General features: G+C 72.2%; 13 protein-coding genes. 8 read left to right on the forward strand and 5 right to left on the reverse strand.

Features of this window, described 5'->3' with window-relative positions; translation table 11 throughout:
* Window positions 1-5 precede the first annotated feature (5 nt).
* Window positions 6-3488: a WD40 repeat domain-containing serine/threonine-protein kinase gene (locus AB0I38_RS14205; RefSeq protein ID WP_358466815.1), complete on the reverse strand. Its 3483-nt coding sequence runs from the start codon at window positions 3486-3488 to the stop codon at window positions 6-8.
* A 321-nt stretch (window positions 3489-3809) separates the two neighbouring features.
* Between AB0I38_RS14205 and AB0I38_RS14210 the strand changes: the two genes are divergently transcribed.
* The 5 genes from AB0I38_RS14210 to AB0I38_RS14230 all read left to right on the forward strand — a co-directional run bounded on the left by AB0I38_RS14210 (window position 3810) and on the right by AB0I38_RS14230 (window position 10409).
* Entirely contained in the window at window positions 3810-6740 is a 2931-nt protein-coding gene (locus tag AB0I38_RS14210) for a bifunctional [glutamine synthetase] adenylyltransferase/[glutamine synthetase]-adenylyl-L-tyrosine phosphorylase (RefSeq protein WP_358466817.1), read from the forward strand.
* A gap of 75 nt (window positions 6741-6815) precedes the next feature.
* A complete protein-coding gene (locus AB0I38_RS14215) occupies window positions 6816-7850 on the forward strand; it encodes a hypothetical protein (protein ID WP_358466819.1) in 1035 nt (344 codons plus the stop codon).
* 39 nt (window positions 7851-7889) lie between these two features.
* Entirely contained in the window at window positions 7890-8429 is a 540-nt protein-coding gene (locus tag AB0I38_RS14220) for a GNAT family N-acetyltransferase (protein WP_358466821.1), read from the forward strand.
* A gap of 165 nt (window positions 8430-8594) precedes the next feature.
* On the forward strand, window positions 8595-9398 hold the full coding sequence (locus tag AB0I38_RS14225; RefSeq protein ID WP_358466823.1) for an SDR family NAD(P)-dependent oxidoreductase: 804 nt from the start codon (window positions 8595-8597) through the stop codon (window positions 9396-9398).
* A gap of 126 nt (window positions 9399-9524) precedes the next feature.
* On the forward strand, window positions 9525-10409 hold the full coding sequence (locus AB0I38_RS14230) for an intradiol ring-cleavage dioxygenase (protein WP_358466825.1): 885 nt from the start codon (window positions 9525-9527) through the stop codon (window positions 10407-10409).
* Between the two features lie 435 nt (window positions 10410-10844).
* Here AB0I38_RS14230 and glnA read toward each other — a convergent pair whose 3' ends face one another.
* Window positions 10845-12269, reverse strand: coding sequence for a type I glutamate--ammonia ligase (gene glnA / locus AB0I38_RS14235; RefSeq protein ID WP_358466827.1), 1425 nt, complete (start codon window positions 12267-12269; stop codon window positions 10845-10847).
* 95 nt (window positions 12270-12364) lie between these two features.
* The gene (locus tag AB0I38_RS14240) at window positions 12365-13375 is read right to left on the reverse strand and encodes a hypothetical protein (protein ID WP_358466829.1); all 1011 of its coding nucleotides are present in this window, start codon (window positions 13373-13375) and stop codon (window positions 12365-12367) included.
* Window positions 13376-13452: 77 nt separating this feature from the next.
* On the opposite strand from AB0I38_RS14240, the gene AB0I38_RS14245 reads away from it, so the two are divergent.
* The 3 genes from AB0I38_RS14245 to AB0I38_RS14255 all read left to right on the forward strand — a co-directional run bounded on the left by AB0I38_RS14245 (window position 13453) and on the right by AB0I38_RS14255 (window position 15530).
* Window positions 13453-13914 (forward strand): RDD family protein, encoded by a 462-nt coding sequence (locus AB0I38_RS14245; protein WP_358466831.1) that lies wholly within the window; start codon window positions 13453-13455, stop codon window positions 13912-13914.
* Window positions 13915-13983: 69 nt separating this feature from the next.
* Entirely contained in the window at window positions 13984-14595 is a 612-nt protein-coding gene (locus AB0I38_RS14250; protein WP_358466833.1) for a TetR/AcrR family transcriptional regulator, read from the forward strand.
* Window positions 14592-15530 (forward strand): hypothetical protein, encoded by a 939-nt coding sequence (locus tag AB0I38_RS14255; RefSeq protein ID WP_358466835.1) that lies wholly within the window; start codon window positions 14592-14594, stop codon window positions 15528-15530. Before AB0I38_RS14250 ends, AB0I38_RS14255 begins: the two co-directional genes overlap by 4 nt.
* Here the strand turns inward: AB0I38_RS14255 and AB0I38_RS14260 are convergent.
* Both AB0I38_RS14260 and AB0I38_RS14265 read right to left on the reverse strand, forming a co-directional pair.
* Window positions 15511-16275 carry a class I SAM-dependent methyltransferase gene (locus tag AB0I38_RS14260; RefSeq protein WP_358466837.1) on the reverse strand — a complete coding sequence of 255 codons (765 nt, stop codon included), beginning with the start codon at window positions 16273-16275 and terminating at the stop codon, window positions 15511-15513. The two genes, AB0I38_RS14255 and AB0I38_RS14260, sit on opposite strands and share 20 nt — an antisense overlap.
* On the reverse strand, window positions 16275-16955 hold the full coding sequence (locus AB0I38_RS14265; protein ID WP_358466839.1) for a DUF4191 domain-containing protein: 681 nt from the start codon (window positions 16953-16955) through the stop codon (window positions 16275-16277). Before AB0I38_RS14265 ends, AB0I38_RS14260 begins: the two co-directional genes overlap by 1 nt.
* Between the last annotated feature and the right edge of the window lie 37 nt (window positions 16956-16992).

Below are 16992 nucleotides of genomic sequence, written 5' to 3' on the forward strand. Positions count from 1 at the left end.
CGGGGTCAGCAGACCTTGCGGGCGGGGACGTCACGGATGTGGCGGCTCCAGTCCTGAGCGGACAGGGTGGTCCCGGCGCGGGCGCAGACGGCCGCGGCCACGGCCGAAGGGGTGACCGGCAGGTTTCGCAGGGCTCCGTCGGCACCGAGGCTGTGGAGGGCGCCGCCGTCGGGCGCGAAGGCCAGGGCCAGGATCCCGCCCGCGTGGACGGGGACCGGCCGGCCGGCGGGGCCGCCGTCGGCGACGTTCCACAACCAGATCCGGCCGGTGGGCCCACCGGCGGCCAGGAGCCGCCCGTCCGGACTGAAGGCGACCACCTGGAACTGGTCGAACCCCTCCCCGGCGCTGGACAGCCGCCGCGCCCGGGTCAGCGTGGCCGCGTTCCACAGGTCCACCCCGACGTCGGACCAGCCGGTGGCCACGAGGGCGCCGTCGGGGCTGAAGGCCAGGCCCAGCACGCCGTCGGCGTCCGGGCCGAACGGCCGGTGCCGGACGCTCCTGGGCGACAAGGTGACGACCCCGCTGTTGCCGGCCCCGTTGACCGCGAGCCGCCGGCCGTCCGGGCTGAACGCCATCACCTCGCCACCCGGCTGGGCGAGCGTCTCCAGATGGACGCCGCGCCGCGCGTCCCAGAGCTGCACGTCGCCCCAGGTCCCGGTCACGGGCGCGACCGCGAGGACGTCGTTCGCCGGGCCGAAGGCCAGCCCCCTCACCTGGTCGGCGTCGATCGGCAGGGTCCGCTCACGGCTGCCGTCGCGGACGTTCCAGACGGCCACCCGGGCCTGGTCGGGCGTGCTGACGGCGAGCAGCCGGCCGTCGGCGCTGAACGACATGACGGTGCCGGGCAGCGCCGTGCCGCCCAGCCGCCGCGGTGGCGCGCCCACCTGCGGCCGCAGCAGCTCGGTGCCCTCCGGCCCCTGCAACGCGGCGTATCCGGCACGCGGCCCGAACGCCCCGGACACCGGGCGCGGGACCACCGCCGGCGGGTCGGTCAGCCCGGCCAGGTCCAGCACCACCACGGTGCCGTCGGACAGCAGGCAGGCCAGGGTACGGTCACCGGCCCCGAAACGCGGGTCGCCGCTCACGGCCTGGATGGGATGGTTCATGAGCCGGACGCCGTCGCGCGACCACACGCTCACGGCGCTCCCGTCATACGTGGCCAGGTAGCGGCCGTCCGCGTTGTAGCTCATCGCCACCGGATCGGCGCCGCGCAGGCGGGCGCCCGTCCATCGCGCCCCCGCGAGGTCCCAGAGGCGCACGTCGGGCCCGTCGGCCAGGGCCAGCGTCCCGCCGTCGGGGGTGACGGCCGCCGCCACCCCCTTCGCCGGGCCCGACCCGCCGGGCGTGGACACCGCCCCCCGCACGTCCCTGACCCGGTAGCCACGGTCCCGCAGCAGCTCGATCCGCGTACCGCCGCTCACCTTCAGGTCGGCGAGGTCGGTGGCGGTGCCCGCCAGGCGTGGCGGGCCGCCGCCCGCGAGCCCCCAGATCCGCCACTCGCCCGCCGGCGACAGCGTGACGAGCCCGCCGCCGGTCGCGTCGAAGGCCAGATACGACGCACCCATGCCGAAGGGCGGGCCGCTCCGCCGCCCGGTCGTCAGGTCCCAGAGCCGGACGGAACGGTGTCCGCCGATCGCGAGCGTCCGTCCGTCCGGGCTGAGCGCGATCACCCGGGCGTCCTCGCCGATGCCCGTCACCTCCCCGGCCAGGCGGTGCGTGGCCACGTCATAGAGGGTCGCCCGGCCGCCGCCCGCCGCGACGAGCGTGCTCCCGTCCGAGCTGAGGTCGTAGACGGCGGCGCCCTGCCGAGCCGGCGGCCGGAACACGTTGAGCTCCCGCTGGGCCAGCGACCCGCGCAGCTGCGCGAGCACCCGCGGGTCGCCGGGGGCCAGCCGCCAGGCGGCGACGCTCAGCAGCATCGCGGTGACCGGGTCGGTGGCCCGCAGCCGGTCCGCCGACTCGGCGGTCCGCCTGGCGGCGCTCTCCACCCGCTGGGCGGCGTCCGCCGTACCGCGCGCCACCAGGATCGAAACCGTGCCGATCACGACGGCGAGGAGCGCGGCGACGCCCGCCCTGACCTGCCGGCGGGACCGGCCCTGGGCCCGCTCCCGCGCCTTCGACGCGTCCAGGAACGCCCGTTCCAGGCGGTTGGCGGTGAGGTGACCGCCGCGCTGGGCCGCCCAGTCGAGCGCGGTCCGCAGGGCCGAGCCGTGGTAGAGGTCGGCGGGGTCGCGGCCGTTGGCCCGCCAGCGCGTGGCCGCCTCGTTCAGGCGGGCGTGCACCCGCAACCGCTCGCGCTCCTCCTCGACCCAGCCGCGCATCCGATCCCAGGCCCGGATCAGGGCGGGAGCGGCCAGCGTCATGCTGCCGCCGGCCTGCTGAAGCAGGTCCTCGCGGACGAACGCGCCCAGCACCCGCCGCACCCGGTCCGGCGGGACCGTGCCGTCCAGGAGATCGCCGACGCCCGCCCAGCGGAGCGTGTCGTCCGGGCCGTCGCCGGCCGTCGCCAGCCGGAGCAGCAGGCCGGGCACGAGAGCCTGCTCCTGCGGGCCGAGCCGGGTGTAGACGCCTTCGGCCACCTCGCCCAGCGGCCGCTCGGCCGGTCCGGCGCGCACCTCGGGCGGCCGGCGTACCGCCCGCGCCGCCTCGCTGCCCGCCGCCAGCAGCGAACCGGTTCCGTCGCCGCGGCCGAGCAACGCGGCCAGCAACTCCCTCGCCTCCGGGCGCCGCTTCGGATCGTCGGACATCGCCGCGTCCACCAGCCGCCGCAGCGTCCCGTCCAGGGCGGACAGGTCCGGTCGTCTGGTCACGATCTGGTGGTACGTCGCCGCCGGCGTGTCGGCGACGAACGGCGGCCGTCCCGTGGCCGCGAACAGCACCACCGCGCCCCACGCCCACACGTCGGCCGCGCGGCCGGCCCGCTCGCCGCGCACCCGCTCCGGCGACAGGTAGGCCGGCGTGCCGATGGGCACCACGCCGTCGTCCGTGACGGTCGCGCCGTCCAGCCGGGCGATGCCGAAGTCGATCACCTTCGGCCCGTCCGGTCCGAGGACCACGTTCTCCGGCTTGAGGTCCCGGTGGACGACCCCCGACCGATGGATCGCCGTCAGCGCCGTCGCCACGCCCGTGGCGAGCCGGTGCAGCTCCACCGAGCCGTACGGGCCGCGTTCCCGCACCGCCCGCGACAGGCTGGGACCGTCGACGTACTCGCTCACGATGTACGGCTGCGCCGCCTCCAGGTCGGCCGCGATCACCTGGGCGGTGCAGAACGGCGCCACCTGGCGGGCGGCGGCGACCTCCCTGACGAACCGGACCCGTGCCTCCTCGGTGCCGCCCCGGTCGAGCCGGAGCAGCTTGACCGCCACCCGCTCCCCGGCGGGCCCGTACGCCTCGTGCACGACGCCCTGCCCGCCCGCGCCGAGTCGCCTGCCCAGCCAGTAGCCCCCGAACTGCCGTGCCTCCTGCTGGACGAACGGTGCCTGAGCCATCGCCTCCTCCGCCGGCCGGCCGGTGCGCCGCGTCTCCCCGCGCGCGCCGGACTCCGCCGCGCGCGATGCCGGTCCACCCGCAGGTTACGGAGCACCCCGGCGCCGGCGCCCCAGGGAACGACCTAGGGATAACCCTGGATCATGCTCGGCTCGTCCTCGGCCGGGTCAGGACGTGCGCCAGCGCGTGGACGCCGCCCCGCCCACGCCGCCAGCAGCCCCCACGTCAGCCGTCGCCGGAACCATTGCGCCCTCGCTCAAAACACAACGCAACGTTGCGTTCTACTTTAGGTCTTCACCAAGGAGGGCTGTCAAGATGGAGGGGTGCCAAGGATCGAGTCCACAGCCGCGCGCCTGGCCAAGCTCGGGTTCGCCGACGGAGCCGCCGCCGCCCGGCTGGCCCACCAGGCCGGAGCCGAGTTCGACGAGCTGCTGGAAGAGCTGGTCGACGTGGCCGATCCCGACCTCGCTCTGGCCACGCTGACCCGGCTGGCCGAGCGTGCGCCCGAGCTCGCCGGCGCCCTGCGCGCCGACGAGCGGCTCAGGACCCGCCTGCTGGCCGTCCTCGGCGTGAGCGCCGCCCTGGGCGACCACCTGGTGCGCCACCCCGGGCAGGTGGCGCTGCTGGGCGTGCCCCGGCTCGACGACGCCCGCGCCGAGCTGCTGCGCGCGGTCGGCGCCGAGCCCGGCGACGACGAGCCGCGCGCGACCGGCGCCGACGCCCTCGTGGCGCTGCGCGTCGCCTACCGAGGCCGGCTCCTGCACCTGGCCGCGCGCGACCTCACCGGCCAGGCCACGCTGCCGGAGGTGACCGCCGAGCTGTCCGACCTCGCGGGCGCCGCCCTGGAGGCCGCCCTGGCCATCGCACGGGCCGAGGTCGACGCCGACGACGTACGGCTCGCGGTGATCGGCATGGGCAAGGCCGGAGCCAGGGAGCTCAACTACATCAGCGACGTCGACGTGATCTTCGTGGCCGAGCCGCGCGACGGCGCCGACGAGACCAAGGCGCTGCGGGCCGCCACCCGGCTGGCCCAGGCCATGATGCGGGCCTGCACCGTCGCCACGCCCGAGGGTTCGCTGTGGGAGGTCGACGCCGGGCTGCGGCCCGAGGGGCGGTCCGGGCCGCTGGTGCGCACGCTGGCCAGCCACCTGGCCTACTACCGGCGCTGGGCCAAGACCTGGGAGTTCCAGGCGCTGCTCAAGGCCCGGCCGGTGGCGGGCGACCTGGAGCTGGGCGGCGCCTACGTCGAGGCGGTCAACGACCTGGTCTGGTCGGCCGCCACCCGCGACAACTTCGTCGAGGACGTCCAGGCCATGCGCCGCCGCGTCGAGGCCCACGTGAAGGCCGAGGGGGAGCGGCAGATCAAGCTGGGCCCCGGCGGGCTGCGCGACATCGAGTTCGCGGTCCAGCTGCTCCAGCTCGTCCACGGGCGGCTCGACCCGTTGCTGCGCCGCAAGGCCACACTGTCCGCGCTGGCCGCCCTCTCCCGGGGCGGTTACGTGGGGCGCGACGACTCACGCGGCCTGGCCGAGGCCTACACCTTCCTGCGCCGGGTCGAGCACCTGCTCCAGCTGCACCGGCTGCGCCGCACCCAGGTCCTGCCAGCCGACCCCGCCGACCTGCGCCGGCTCGGCAGGGCGCTCGGCATGCAGGCCGACCCGGTCGGAGAGTTCACCGAACGCTGGCGGCGGCACGCCAGGGAGGCCCGGCGGCTGCACGAGAAGCTGTTCTACCGCCCGCTGCTCCAGGCGGTCGCCCGGCTGCCCGAGACCGAGACGCGGCTGTCCACGACGGCGGCGGCCGCCCGGCTGCGCGCCCTCGGCTACGTCGACCCCGAGGGTGCGCTGCGCCACCTCGCCGCGCTCACCTCCGGCGTCTCGCGGCGGGCCGCGATCCAGCGCACGCTGCTGCCGGTCATGCTCGGCTGGTTCGCCGACACGCCCGATCCAGACGCCGGGCTGCTCGGCTTCCGGCAGGTCAGCGACAAGCTCGGGGCCACCCCCTGGTACCTCCGGCTGCTGCGCGACGAGACCGCGGTGGCCGCGCGGACGGCGCGCGTGCTCGGCACCAGCCGCTACGCGACCACGCTGCTCATGCACGCCCCCGACGCCGTGGCGCTGCTGGGCTCCGAGGACGAGCTGGCGGTGCGCCCTCCTGACGCGCTGCTGGCCGAGGCGTCGGCGGCGGTGTCCCGCCACGCCGGCGCCCCCGAGACGGCCGTCGCCGCCGTGCGGGCGCTGCGGCGCAGGGAGCTGTTCCGCACCGCCGTCGCCGACCTGTTCGGGCTCATCGACATCGAGCAGGTCGGGGTCGCCCTGTCCACGCTGAACGACGTGACGATCCAGGCCGCCCTCGACGCGGCGATCAGCGGCCACGGCCCCGGCGGGGTGCCCACCCGGTTCGCGGTGATCGCCATGGGACGGCTCGGCGGCATGGAGTCCTCCTACGCCAGCGACGCCGATGTCATGTTCGTCCACTCGCCCGAGCCCGGCGCCCCGGAACGGGAGGCCACCGACGCCGCCCACGCCATCGCCAACGAGCTGCGCCGCCTGCTCAGCCTCCCCGCTCCCGACCCGCCCCTGCTCATCGACCCCGACCTGCGCCCCGAGGGCCGCCAGGGCCCGCTGGTGCGCACCCTGGCCTCCTACGAGGCCTACTACGCCCGCTGGTCGTCGTCGTGGGAGTCGCAGGCGCTGCTGCGCGCCCGCTTCTCGGCCGGCGACGCCGAACTGGGCGCCGCGTTCGTCTCGCTCGCCGACGGGCTGCGCTACCCGGCCGGTGGCCTGCCCGAGGAGTCCGTACGCGAGATCAGGCGCCTGAAGGCCAGGATGGAGGCCGAGCGGTTGCCGCGAGGCGCCGACCCCGCCCTGCACACCAAGCTGGGCCCCGGCGGGCTGTCCGACGTGGAGTGGGTGGCCCAGCTTCTGCAGCTCCGCCACGCCGGCACGGTCCCGTCGCTGCGCACCCCCCGCACCCTGCCCGCCCTGCGCGCGGCCGTGACCGAAGGTCTGCTGGACGCGTCCGACGAGGCGGTGCTGGCGGAGGCCTGGCGCTTCGCCTCCCGCGTCAGGGACGCCATCATGCTGGTCAAGGGGCGGCCCGGCGACAGCGTCCCGGGCGACGCCCGCGAACGCGCCCGCATCGCCCAGACCCTCGGCTACCCGCCCGACGGCTCGGAGGACCTCCTCGACGACTACCGCCGCGTCACCCGCCGCGCTCGTCGCGTCGTCGACCGCGTCTTCTACGGCTCCTGACGGCCGTGACCCATCAGGTGCGGTCCGTTGCGGCCGGTGCCCTCGCGGGTGTATCAAGGCGCGGGGTGATCGGTTTTGTTATCTGTTTACGTTGATCTCGGCCTCGGCCTCGTGCTGTCGTTCCTGCTCCTGTCGCTGCTGGTGAGCGGGCTCAACGAGGCGTTCGTGCGGCTCCTGGCCATCCGCAGCAAGTTCCTGTGGGCCTACCTGCGCGACACCATGGACGGCAGCGACGCCGAAGGCAGGTCGTGGCTGCCGGCCAAGGCGCGCGACGTGTTCGGCGCGCTGCCGTTCGCCCGAGATCCCCGGCCGGTCCACAGCGACCAGCCGGCGCCTGTCGAGACCTCCGAGTTGCCCGTGAGTGAGACCAAGGCCGAGGACGTCATGACGAAGCTGCTCTACGAGCGGGTTCGCGAGATCGACCATCCGAAGATCGGCCGCACCAGCATCGCCGACATCCCGCCGGGCCGGTTCGCCGGCGCCATGATGGAGATGGCCGCCGCCGACCCGGGCAGCGTCGACGGGTTGCTGGAGAAGCTCAGAACGATGGGCAGCCCGCTCCACGGTCACCTCAAGGGCGTGTGGGAGTCCGCCCAGCGGGACATGGACCGCTTCCGGCAGGGCGTGGAGACCTGGTTCGACGCCGAGATGCAGCGGCTGTCCATGCTCTACCGCCGCTACGTCAAGTGGGTCGTGGCCGTGCTGGGCCTTCTCGTGACGCTGCTGTTCACCATGGACGGTCTCGAGTACGCCAAGACGCTGCTGCGTGACAACGCCTTCCGGGCCTCCGTCACCGCCGTGGCCGAGGCCGGGCCCGACGCCTACACCGAGCTCAAGACACAGTGCGAGCAGTCCAACCCGGTGCCGTGCATCACCGACACGCTCAGCCAGCCGGCCCTGGTCAAGGTGTTCGACCACGCGATCGTCAGCCTGTCGATCCCCGAGGAGGGAGATCCGGCCATCCACTGGAACGGCGGCGCCTGGTGGGACCGGCTGACCACGCTCAGCCACTGGCCCGGCTACCTGCTGACGTACGTCGCGCTGCTGTTCGGCGCGCCCTTCTGGTGGGACCTGTTCCGGCGCATCACGGGCATCAGGTCGCGCCACTGAGTCGCATCCCTCGCCAGGGTGGGTCCTATTCTTGATCAAATGGAGACAGAGCGGCTCATCATGCGCAGATGGCGCGACGACGACCGGGCGCCGTTCGCGGCCATGAACGCCGACCCCGAGGTGATGGAGCACTTCCCCGCGACGATGACCCGGGCGCAGAGTGACGCCTTCGTCGACCGCATCGAGCAGCGCTTCGACGAGCTGGGGTACGGCCTGTGGGCGCTGGAGGTGCGCGCCACCGGGGAGTTCATCGGGTTCACCGGCCTGGCCCTGCAGACGTTCGAGGCGCCCTTCAACCCGTCGGTGGAGGTCGGCTGGCGGCTGACCCGGCACGCCTGGGGCCACGGCTACGCCATCGAGGCGGCCCGCCGGGCGGTGCGTCACGGGTTCGACGCCGGCCTCGACGAGATCGTCTCCATGACCGCCGTCGGCAACCTCCGCTCCCGCGCCGTGATGGAACGGCTCGGCATGACCCGCGACCCGGCCGACGACTTCGAGCACCCGCACGTCCCCCCGGACGGCCCCCTGCAGCCCCACGTCCTCTACCGCCTCACCCCTGATCAGGTGACGCGCGCCTGACACCGGCGGGCCCCTGCCCCGCCGCTGCCGGGGGATTGCAGGTCCGAAGTCCGCCGGAATGACCGGTCCGAACGCTGCCAGCCCGCGCCGGGGCCAACGCCTAGCGTGTTCAGCGATGGAATCCCCTCCGGGTCGCCCGGAGGGCCCTATGGCGAAGGAACACGTATGGATCTGCAGCTTTCCGGTCGCGTCGCGATCGTCACCGGCGCGTCCAAGGGCATCGGCCTGGCCGTGACCCGCACCCTGCTCGGCGAGGGGGCCCTTGTCGTGGCCGTCTCCCGGAAGACCAGCCCCGAGTTGGCGGAACTGGGCGGTGACCTGCTCCACGTACCGGTCGATCTGATGGACCCCGAAGCGCCCGGCCAGGTCGTGGAGCGGGCCGTGGCGGAGTTCGGGGGGCTCGACATCCTGGTCAACAACGCCGGCGGCAGGCCGCCCGGGGTGGCTCTGCCGCGCTTCTCCTTCCTGGCCCCGGCCGACGAGGACTGGCGGGTCATGTTCGAGTTCAATCTGTTCTCGGTCGTGCGCTTCGTCCGGGCCGCCATCCCGCCGATGCTGGCGCGCGGCGGCGGCTCGATCGTCAACGTCTCGTCGGGTTCCGCCCGGCTTCCGGCCCCAATGAACGTCGACTACAACGCGGCCAAGGCGGCCCTGAACAACGTGACCAAGGCGCTGTCGGAGGAGTTCGCCCCGCAAGGCATCCGGGTCAACACGGTCTCCCCGGGGCCGGTGCGCACCGCCTGGTGGACCGAGGAGGGCGGCGCGGCCGACATCATCGCCGGGCAGGCGGGCGCCGACCGCGACACCGTGATGGACCGGGTGGCGCCGGAGATGATGAATCTGTCGATCGGGCGGCTGGTCGACCCTCAGGAGGTCGCCGACGCGATCGCCCTGCTGGCCTCGCCGCGCTCGGCGGCCACGACCGGTGCGGACCTCGCCGTCGACGCGGGCTTCCTCAAGCAGGTCTGACACCGGTCCGGCCGCCGTGGCCGGGCGGCCGTCGCACTCAGGAGAACTTCATCTGTGACACAGGAGGCATCCATGCGCCCGACGTACGGTTAAGTCCGAAATATCCGGACACCGAAAAGGAATGCCGTGGGACACGATCACGAGGGTCAGCGGGTCAGCCGGCGGCGGCTGATCGCCGGGATCAGCTCGCTCGGGCTCGGCGGCCTGCTGGCCGCCTGTAGTGACTCGGGAACGGCGACGGTCACCACCTCCACGGGGGCGAGCGTGACACCGGAGGCGACCACGGCCAAGGACCTCACCTCCCTCTTCGCCGACGCCAACACCTGCACCCTGACCGCCACCACGACGCAGGGTCCTTACTACTTCGACGCGGAGAAGATCCGTAGCGACATCCGCGAGGACAAGCAGGGTGTGCGGCTCAGGGTCGCGATCAAGGTCCAGGACAGCGAGACGTGCGAGCCGCTGAGCAACGCGGTGGTGGAGATCTGGCACTGCGACGCGGCGGGGCTCTACTCGGGAGCGGAGGCGCAGTCGACCGGCGGAGGCGGTGGCACCCCACCGACCGGCGCTCCGCCGGGCGGTCCCCCCACCGGCGGCCCACCCGGCGGCGGCCCGGGTGGCCGTCCCGGTGACGGCGGCCGGGGCGACATGGGTGACCTGACGCCCACCGACGACGAGCGCTACCTGCGGGGCGCCCAGGTCACCAACGCCGACGGCATCGTGGAGTTCACCACCATCTGGCCGGGCTGGTACCGGGGACGCACGATCCACATCCACGCCATGGTCCACTTCAGCAACGAGCGCGTGCTGACCACCCAGGTCATGTTCGACGAGGCGGTCAACAAGGCCGTGCTGGCGAAGTCGCCGTACTCGGAGCGCGCCGGGCGCGACACGTTCAACGATGACGACAACATCTACCAGGACAACATGCTGATGAAGGTCACCGAGGAGGACGACGGCTACCTGGGCGTCATCGTCTTCTCCGCCGACTCCGACAAGGACGGCAGCTAGCCGTCCGGCCCGCCGCGGCCGGAGGCGGCCTTCCAACGGTGGCCAGCGCACGCGCGAGGCCATCGAGCGCGCCCCGTGCGGGCGAGCCGACGGCCTTCCAGAACGGTGGAGAGGACGATGATGCGTGCCCTACTCGAGCAAGGGGACTGGTGTCGACCTTCGCCTTGTCGCCCACAGCCCGTGCGGTGATCGACTCGGCGTCCTCCCTTCCCTCTTGCCGGTGGAGGCTGGTGGCATCAGCCCAAACGGCCTTGAGGGGCGCTTGGGCGGGCGCCCATCATGACCGTCGCAGACGGCCCGGCACCGATTACGGTGCCGGGCCGTGCTGTTCCGGCCGCCGTTGCTCAGCAACGACGAACAACGTCAACCAACGACAAGCTCCTCCAGCTCAGCGCCCGGTGCGGGGAAGATCGCCGAGGCTGGGAAACCGTGCGGTCACACGTCGTAGTAGAGCTCGAACTCGTGCGGGTGCGGGCGCAGGCGGATCGGGTCGACCTCGTTCTCGCGCTTGTAGGCGATCCACGTCTCGATCAGGTCGGGCGTGAACACGCCGCCTTCGAGCAGGTAGTCGTGGTCGGCCTCCAGGGCGTCGAGGACCTCGGAGAGCGAGCCCGGGACCTGCGGGACCTGACGGGCCTCCTCGGGCGGCAGCTCGTAGAGGTCCTTGTCGACCGGCTCCGGCGGCTCGATCTTGTTGCGGATGCCGTCGAGACCCGCCATCAGCATGGCCGCGAACGCGAAGTAGGGGTTGCACGACGGGTCGGGCACCCGGAACTCGATGCGCTTGGCCTTCGGGTTGGAACCCGTGATCGGGATGCGGACGCAGGCCGAGCGGTTGCGCTGGCTGTAGACCAGGTTGACCGGCGCCTCGTAGCCCGGGACCAGCCGGTGGTAGGAGTTGACCGTCGGGTTGGTGAACGCCAGCAGCGACGCCGCGTGCTTGAGCAGGCCGCCGATGTAGTAGCGGGCGGTGTCGGACAGGCCCGCGTAGCCCACCTCGTCGTAGAAGAGGGGCGCCCCGTCCTTCCACAGCGACTGGTGGCAGTGCATGCCGGAGCCGTTGTCGCCGAAGATCGGCTTGGGCATGAAGGTGACCGTGTGGCCGTACTCCATGGCGGTGCTCTTGATGATGTACTTGTAGAGCATCAGGTTGTCGGCCGTCTTGAGCAGCGTCCCGAACCTGAAGTCGATCTCGGCCTGGCCTGCGGTGCCCACCTCGTGGTGCTGCATCTCGACGTCGATGCCGCACTCGATGAGGTTGCGGACCATCTCGGAGCGCAGGTCGGTGAAGTGGTCCATCGGCGGCACCGGGAAGTAGCCGCCCTTGTAGCGCGGCTTGTAGCCGAGGTTGCCGCCCTCGGTGGCCTTGCCGGTGTTCCAGGCACCCTCGATGGAGTCGATGTAGTAGTAGCCGGCGTTCTGCCTCGTCTCGAAGCGGACGTCGTCGAAGATGTAGAACTCAGCCTCGGGGCCGAAGTAGACCGTGTCGGCGATGCCGGTGCCCTTGAGGTATTCCTCGGCCTTGCGCGCTACGTTGCGCGGGTCGCGGCTGTAGGCCTCGCCCGTCAGCGGGTCGTGCACGAAGAAGTTGATGTTGAGCGTCTTGTGATCGCGGAACGGGTCGAGCACGGCGCTCGTCGGGTCGGGCAGCAGCAGCATGTCCGACTCGTGGATCGCCTGAAAACCGCGGATCGACGACCCGTCGAACATGAGGCCGTCGGTGAAGACGCTGGCGCCGAAGTTCTCGACCGGGAAGGTGAAGTGGTGCGTCGTCCCCGGCAGGTCGGTGAACCTGACATCGACGAACTGCACTCCTTCGTCCCTGATGAACTTCAGGACGTCGTCGGCGGAGTTGAACACTCTCGAACCTCCCAGTGCGAACCGGCTATCAGGCCGACGCTAAGTCGTGGCCGTTTCCGAACGGTGTCCCGTTTGTTTCGCATGTGTTAAGCGGGTCACGTCGCCTCCGAGGTGGAGCAGCCCTCGTGTTCCGGCTGATCCAGCTCGTACGGGTCGGACGGCGGGCCGCTGGGCGCCACCGAGCCGTCCGCCGAGTCGGCGTAGACGGGATGGATGAAGGCGTCCTGCACGTCGCAGCGCGCGGGAGTGCTGGTGTGGCCGAGATGCTCCACCCACACGACGAGCTTGCCGTGCTCGCGATAGGCGAACAGCTCGCCTTTCAGGTGAACGACGACCCGGATCATCGTGGCGGGCTGCCCGGGGCGGTGGACGGCGTAGACGAGCAGGTAGTTGATCTTCATTCGGACGCCCGTGTGGCCGCCTTCCTTCGCCGCGGCCAGCATGGTCCTGCCCTCGACCTTGATGACGCCGGTCGCCAACTCTGCGGTCTTCGGGGCGAAACTGGCCACCCAGTTGCGGCTGTCGAAGTCGTCCTTCGTCCCGTGGTCCAGGTTCTCGCGGAACACGGTGCGCTGCACGGGGTCGAGCGCCTTGATGAAGGCCGCCGGTCTGCCTCCCATGAGCGTCGCACGGTCGAGATAGGCGGCCGCCAGCAACTCGCGCGTCCGCTTCAGCGCCTCGGCGACGTCCTTCGTCGACAGGCCGCCGAGCGCCTTCGCCGGCGGCATGACGAAACCGGCGATTCCGTCCGCGTACGTTTCGGCGGGTGATCCGGCGAACGGCCCCGCCGCCCAGGGCGCGGAGCTCACCGGCAGCGTCTCCTCGGGCACGGGGCCCGCCGCCTGCCGGATGGCCGAGAGCACGTCGGGGCGGAAGGCGACGACGAGGCCGCCGGCCAAGATCACCGCGAGCATCACGGCGACGGCGAGCAGGACGCGCGGCGTCCGCCGCGGAGGTCCGGCGGGTGTGGCACGCCTGGCGGCTCTGGGGGCGCGCGACGCGCGTGCCGCCTTGCCGGCCGCCGCGCGCATCCGGCGCCGCTCATCGTCGCCGATCTGCGAGACGAGCTCGTCGAAGCGCGCGTCAAGGTCATCCCCGTATGGCATGACGAACATGATGACCACCCCGTGACGCGAATGGGTCACAATCCGGACCGGCCCGGCGGCCGGATACCGTGGAGGGCATGAGCAGCAACGAACCCCGGTGGACGCAGACCTGGCTGGGGGGTCTCCGGTCGGCCGGAGTCGACCTCGGGTACCCGGGCCAGCGCCTGGGGCTGCCCGAGGAGGGCAGCGGCGCGATCGCCGGATGGGGGCGCCGGATCCTGGCGCTGATCATCGACTGGATGATCTGCACCTGGCTCGTCACCCAGCTCCTGCTGGGAGTCGATGCGGCCCGGTCGCCGTGGGTGCCGGCCCTGGTCTTCGCGGCGCAGTATCTCGTGCTGGTCGCGTGGATGGGCCAGACGTTCGGCCACCGCCTGGCCGGCATCAGGGTGGCCGCGATGGACGGCGGTGACCCGCGGCTGGTGCCGGTGCTGGCCCGCACCGTGCTGCTCATCCTGGCCGTGCCCGCGCTGATCTTCGACCGCGACCACCGCGGCGTGCACGACCGCGCCTCCAACACGATGGTCGTCCGCATGTGACCCTTCGCTAGCCGCTGGAAAAAGCGTACCGGGTTTGAAATTGAACCCGGTACGCTTTATGCTTGCCGCATGATGGCAGGGCTCAGGGAGCGCAAGAAGGAGCAGACGCGGCGGCGGATCGCCGAGGCGGCGCTGCGGCTGTTCGCCGAGCGGGGCTACGACGAGGTGACCGTCAACGAGGTCGCCGAGGCGGCCGGGGTGGCGAAGGTGACGCTGTTCGCCTACTTCGCGACCAAGGAGTGCCTGGTCCTCGACGAGGTCAAGGAGGACATGGCGCGGATCGTGACCGAGCGCCCTCCGGGTCTGTCGCCGCTCGGCGCGCTGCGCGCGCACTATCGCGCGTTCGCCCGGGAGGCGCCGGGAGTCGACGCCGAGAGCCTGCTGACGCGGGTCCGGGTGATCTCCGGCAGTCCGGCGCTGCTCGCCGGGGTCCACCAGGCGCACATCGGTCAGCGCTACGAGCTGGCCGCCGCGCTGGAACGCGAACCGGGCGACCTGATCGCCCGTCTTCTCGCGGCGCAGATCACCGCCGTGATCACCACGCTGCAGGAGCAGTTCTTCCATCGGCTCACCTGTGGGGCGCCGCTCGCGGAGGCCGGGCAGCGGCTGGCGGACGAGGTCGATATCGCCTTCGATCTGCTCGAACGAGGATTCGCCGCAAGTTATGGAGATAAATCGTGAAAAAGGGGATCAACTATGACACCGGGTTCCTGCCGGAACCCGGCCGGTCACGCCACGTGTTCGACGCCGAGACCGTCAGGCACGAGATGCGGGTCATCGCCGGCGACTTACACTGCCAGGTCGTCCGCGTCTCCGGAGACGACCCCGAGCGGCTGGGCACCGCCGCCGAGCTGGCCGCCGAGGCGGGCCTCGAGGTCTGGTTCGCGCCCTTCCCGGTGGACGTCCCCGCGCCCGGCATGCTCGCCCTGTACGCCGACTGCGCCGCCCGCGCCGAGGCGCTGAGACGCGGCGGCGCCGAGGTGGTGCTGGTCACCGGCTGCGAGACCACCGCCTTCGGCCCCGGCTTCATCCCCGGCGACGGCTACGGCGACCGGCTCGGCGCGATGATGACGGCCAACATGGACTGGTGGCGGTCGCTGGCCGCCATCATGCCCCGGTTCAACGACTTCCTGGCCGAGGCGGCCGAGACCGTGCGGCCGCTGTTCGGCGGCCGGGTGACCTACGCCGCGGCCCCGTGGGAGTTCGTCGACTGGAGCCCGTTCGACCTGGTCGGCGTCGACGCCTACCGCGCCGCCTACAACGCCGGCGGGTTCCGCGAGGAGCTGCGCGGCCACTTCAAGCACGGCAAGCCCGTGGCGGTGACGGAGTTCGGCACCTGCCCCTACCGCGGCGCGGCCGACCAGGGCGGCAGCGCCTGGGTGGTGCCCGACGGCGCGGTGCCCGACGAGCAGGAACAGGTCCGCTACCTCACCGAGCTGCTCGGCGTCTTCGAGGAGGAGGGCGTCGAAACCGCCCTGTGGTTCACCTTCGCCGGCTACACCCGCCTCGGCGCCGCCGACCTCGGCTCCTACGGCGTGGTGCGGATGATCGACGAGACCCGCTGGGAGCCGCGGGAGGTCTTCCACGCCATGGCGGCTATGTACGGGCGCAGCTGAAGATCGCGGTGCCCGGCAGGTGACGGCCGCGCAACGGGCTCCAGCCGCCCCACACCCGCTCGTGGCCCTCCGGCCACTCGGGCTCCAGCAGGCCGGTGAGACTCAGCCCGGAGGCGACGACGAGGTTGACCCAGTCGCCCATCGTGCGGTGGTGCTCGACGTAGGTGAGGGTGCCGTCGTCGTCGCGTTCGACATAGGGGGAGCGGTCGAAGTAGGAGCGGTCGGAGGTCAGCCCGCGCGGCCCCGGATCGTCCGGGAACGCCCAGCGGATCGGGTGGCTGACGGAGAAGACGAACCTGCCGCCGGGCCGCAGCACCCGGCGCACCTCGCGCAGCACGGCCAGCGGATCGGCCACGAACGGCAGCGCCCCGAACGCCGAGCAGGCCAGGTCGAAACAGGCGTCGGCGAACGGCAACGCCTCGGCGTCGGCCTGCACCACCGGCACCCGTACCCCGGTGTCGAGATCGATGCGCAGCGCGTGACGGAGCTGCCGGTGCGACAGGTCGAACGCGGCCACCTGGGCGCCCCGCGTCACCAGCCACCGCGCGCACTGCGCCGCGCCACAGCCGACCTCCAGCACCCGCCGCCCGCGTACGTCGCCCAGCAGGCTCGCCTCGGCCTCGTCGACGCCTTCGGGACACCAGATGAAACCGCTGTCACGCAGGAAGTCGCCATGCTCGACCTGGTAATCGTCGGCATTGCCGTCCCACCAGCCGCGGTTGGCCCGCGAGGAGACCGACGGCACTAGCGCATCTTGGGGCCGCGCGGCATGCGGGCGCCCTTGGGCATCGGACCCTTGGGCATCGGCAGGTTCTTCGGCAGCGACCGCAGGCGGTCCTTCACCTCGTTGACGGCGGGCTTCTTCAGGTTGCGCGGCAGCTTCATGATGTGGCGCTGCAGCTTGGCCAGCGGCACCTGGCCCTCGCCGTCGCCGCACTGGATGTCGTAGATCTCGACGCCCAGCACCACCCGCGCGACCCGCTTCTTCTCCGACGCGAGCATTCGGCCGACCCGGTTGCCCGGCCCCTCGGACACCAGGACCACGCCCGGGTGGCCGATGATCAGGTGGATCAGGTCCTGGTCACGGTTGACCGCGATCGCCGGCGTCACCTGCCAGTTGCCGCGCATGCCCTGCAGCACCGCGGCGGCGGCGCCGGTCTGGCCGTGCAGGATCGAGTATTGGGCCTTCTGCGCCAGCTGCCCGAAGACCACCAGGCCCACGGTGATGGCCGCCAGGATGCCGAGGAACACCGAATACCACAGGAAGTCCGTGACCAGGCCGATCACGATCACCACAGCGAGCGTGCCGACCGCCGAGAGGAAAACGATCGGCAACCCCTTGGGGTTGGCCTGCTTGATGACCTGCGCGATCATGCGGAGCTGCTTGATGCGCCCCGGCTTATCTGGGTCCACGGACTTCGCCATGTCTTGAAGGATACAAACCAACCGGTGATGAAAGGAA

It is taken from the genome of Nonomuraea cavernae, assembly GCF_040655715.1.
Lineage (GTDB): Bacteria > Actinomycetota > Actinomycetes > Streptosporangiales > Streptosporangiaceae > Nonomuraea > Nonomuraea cavernae_A.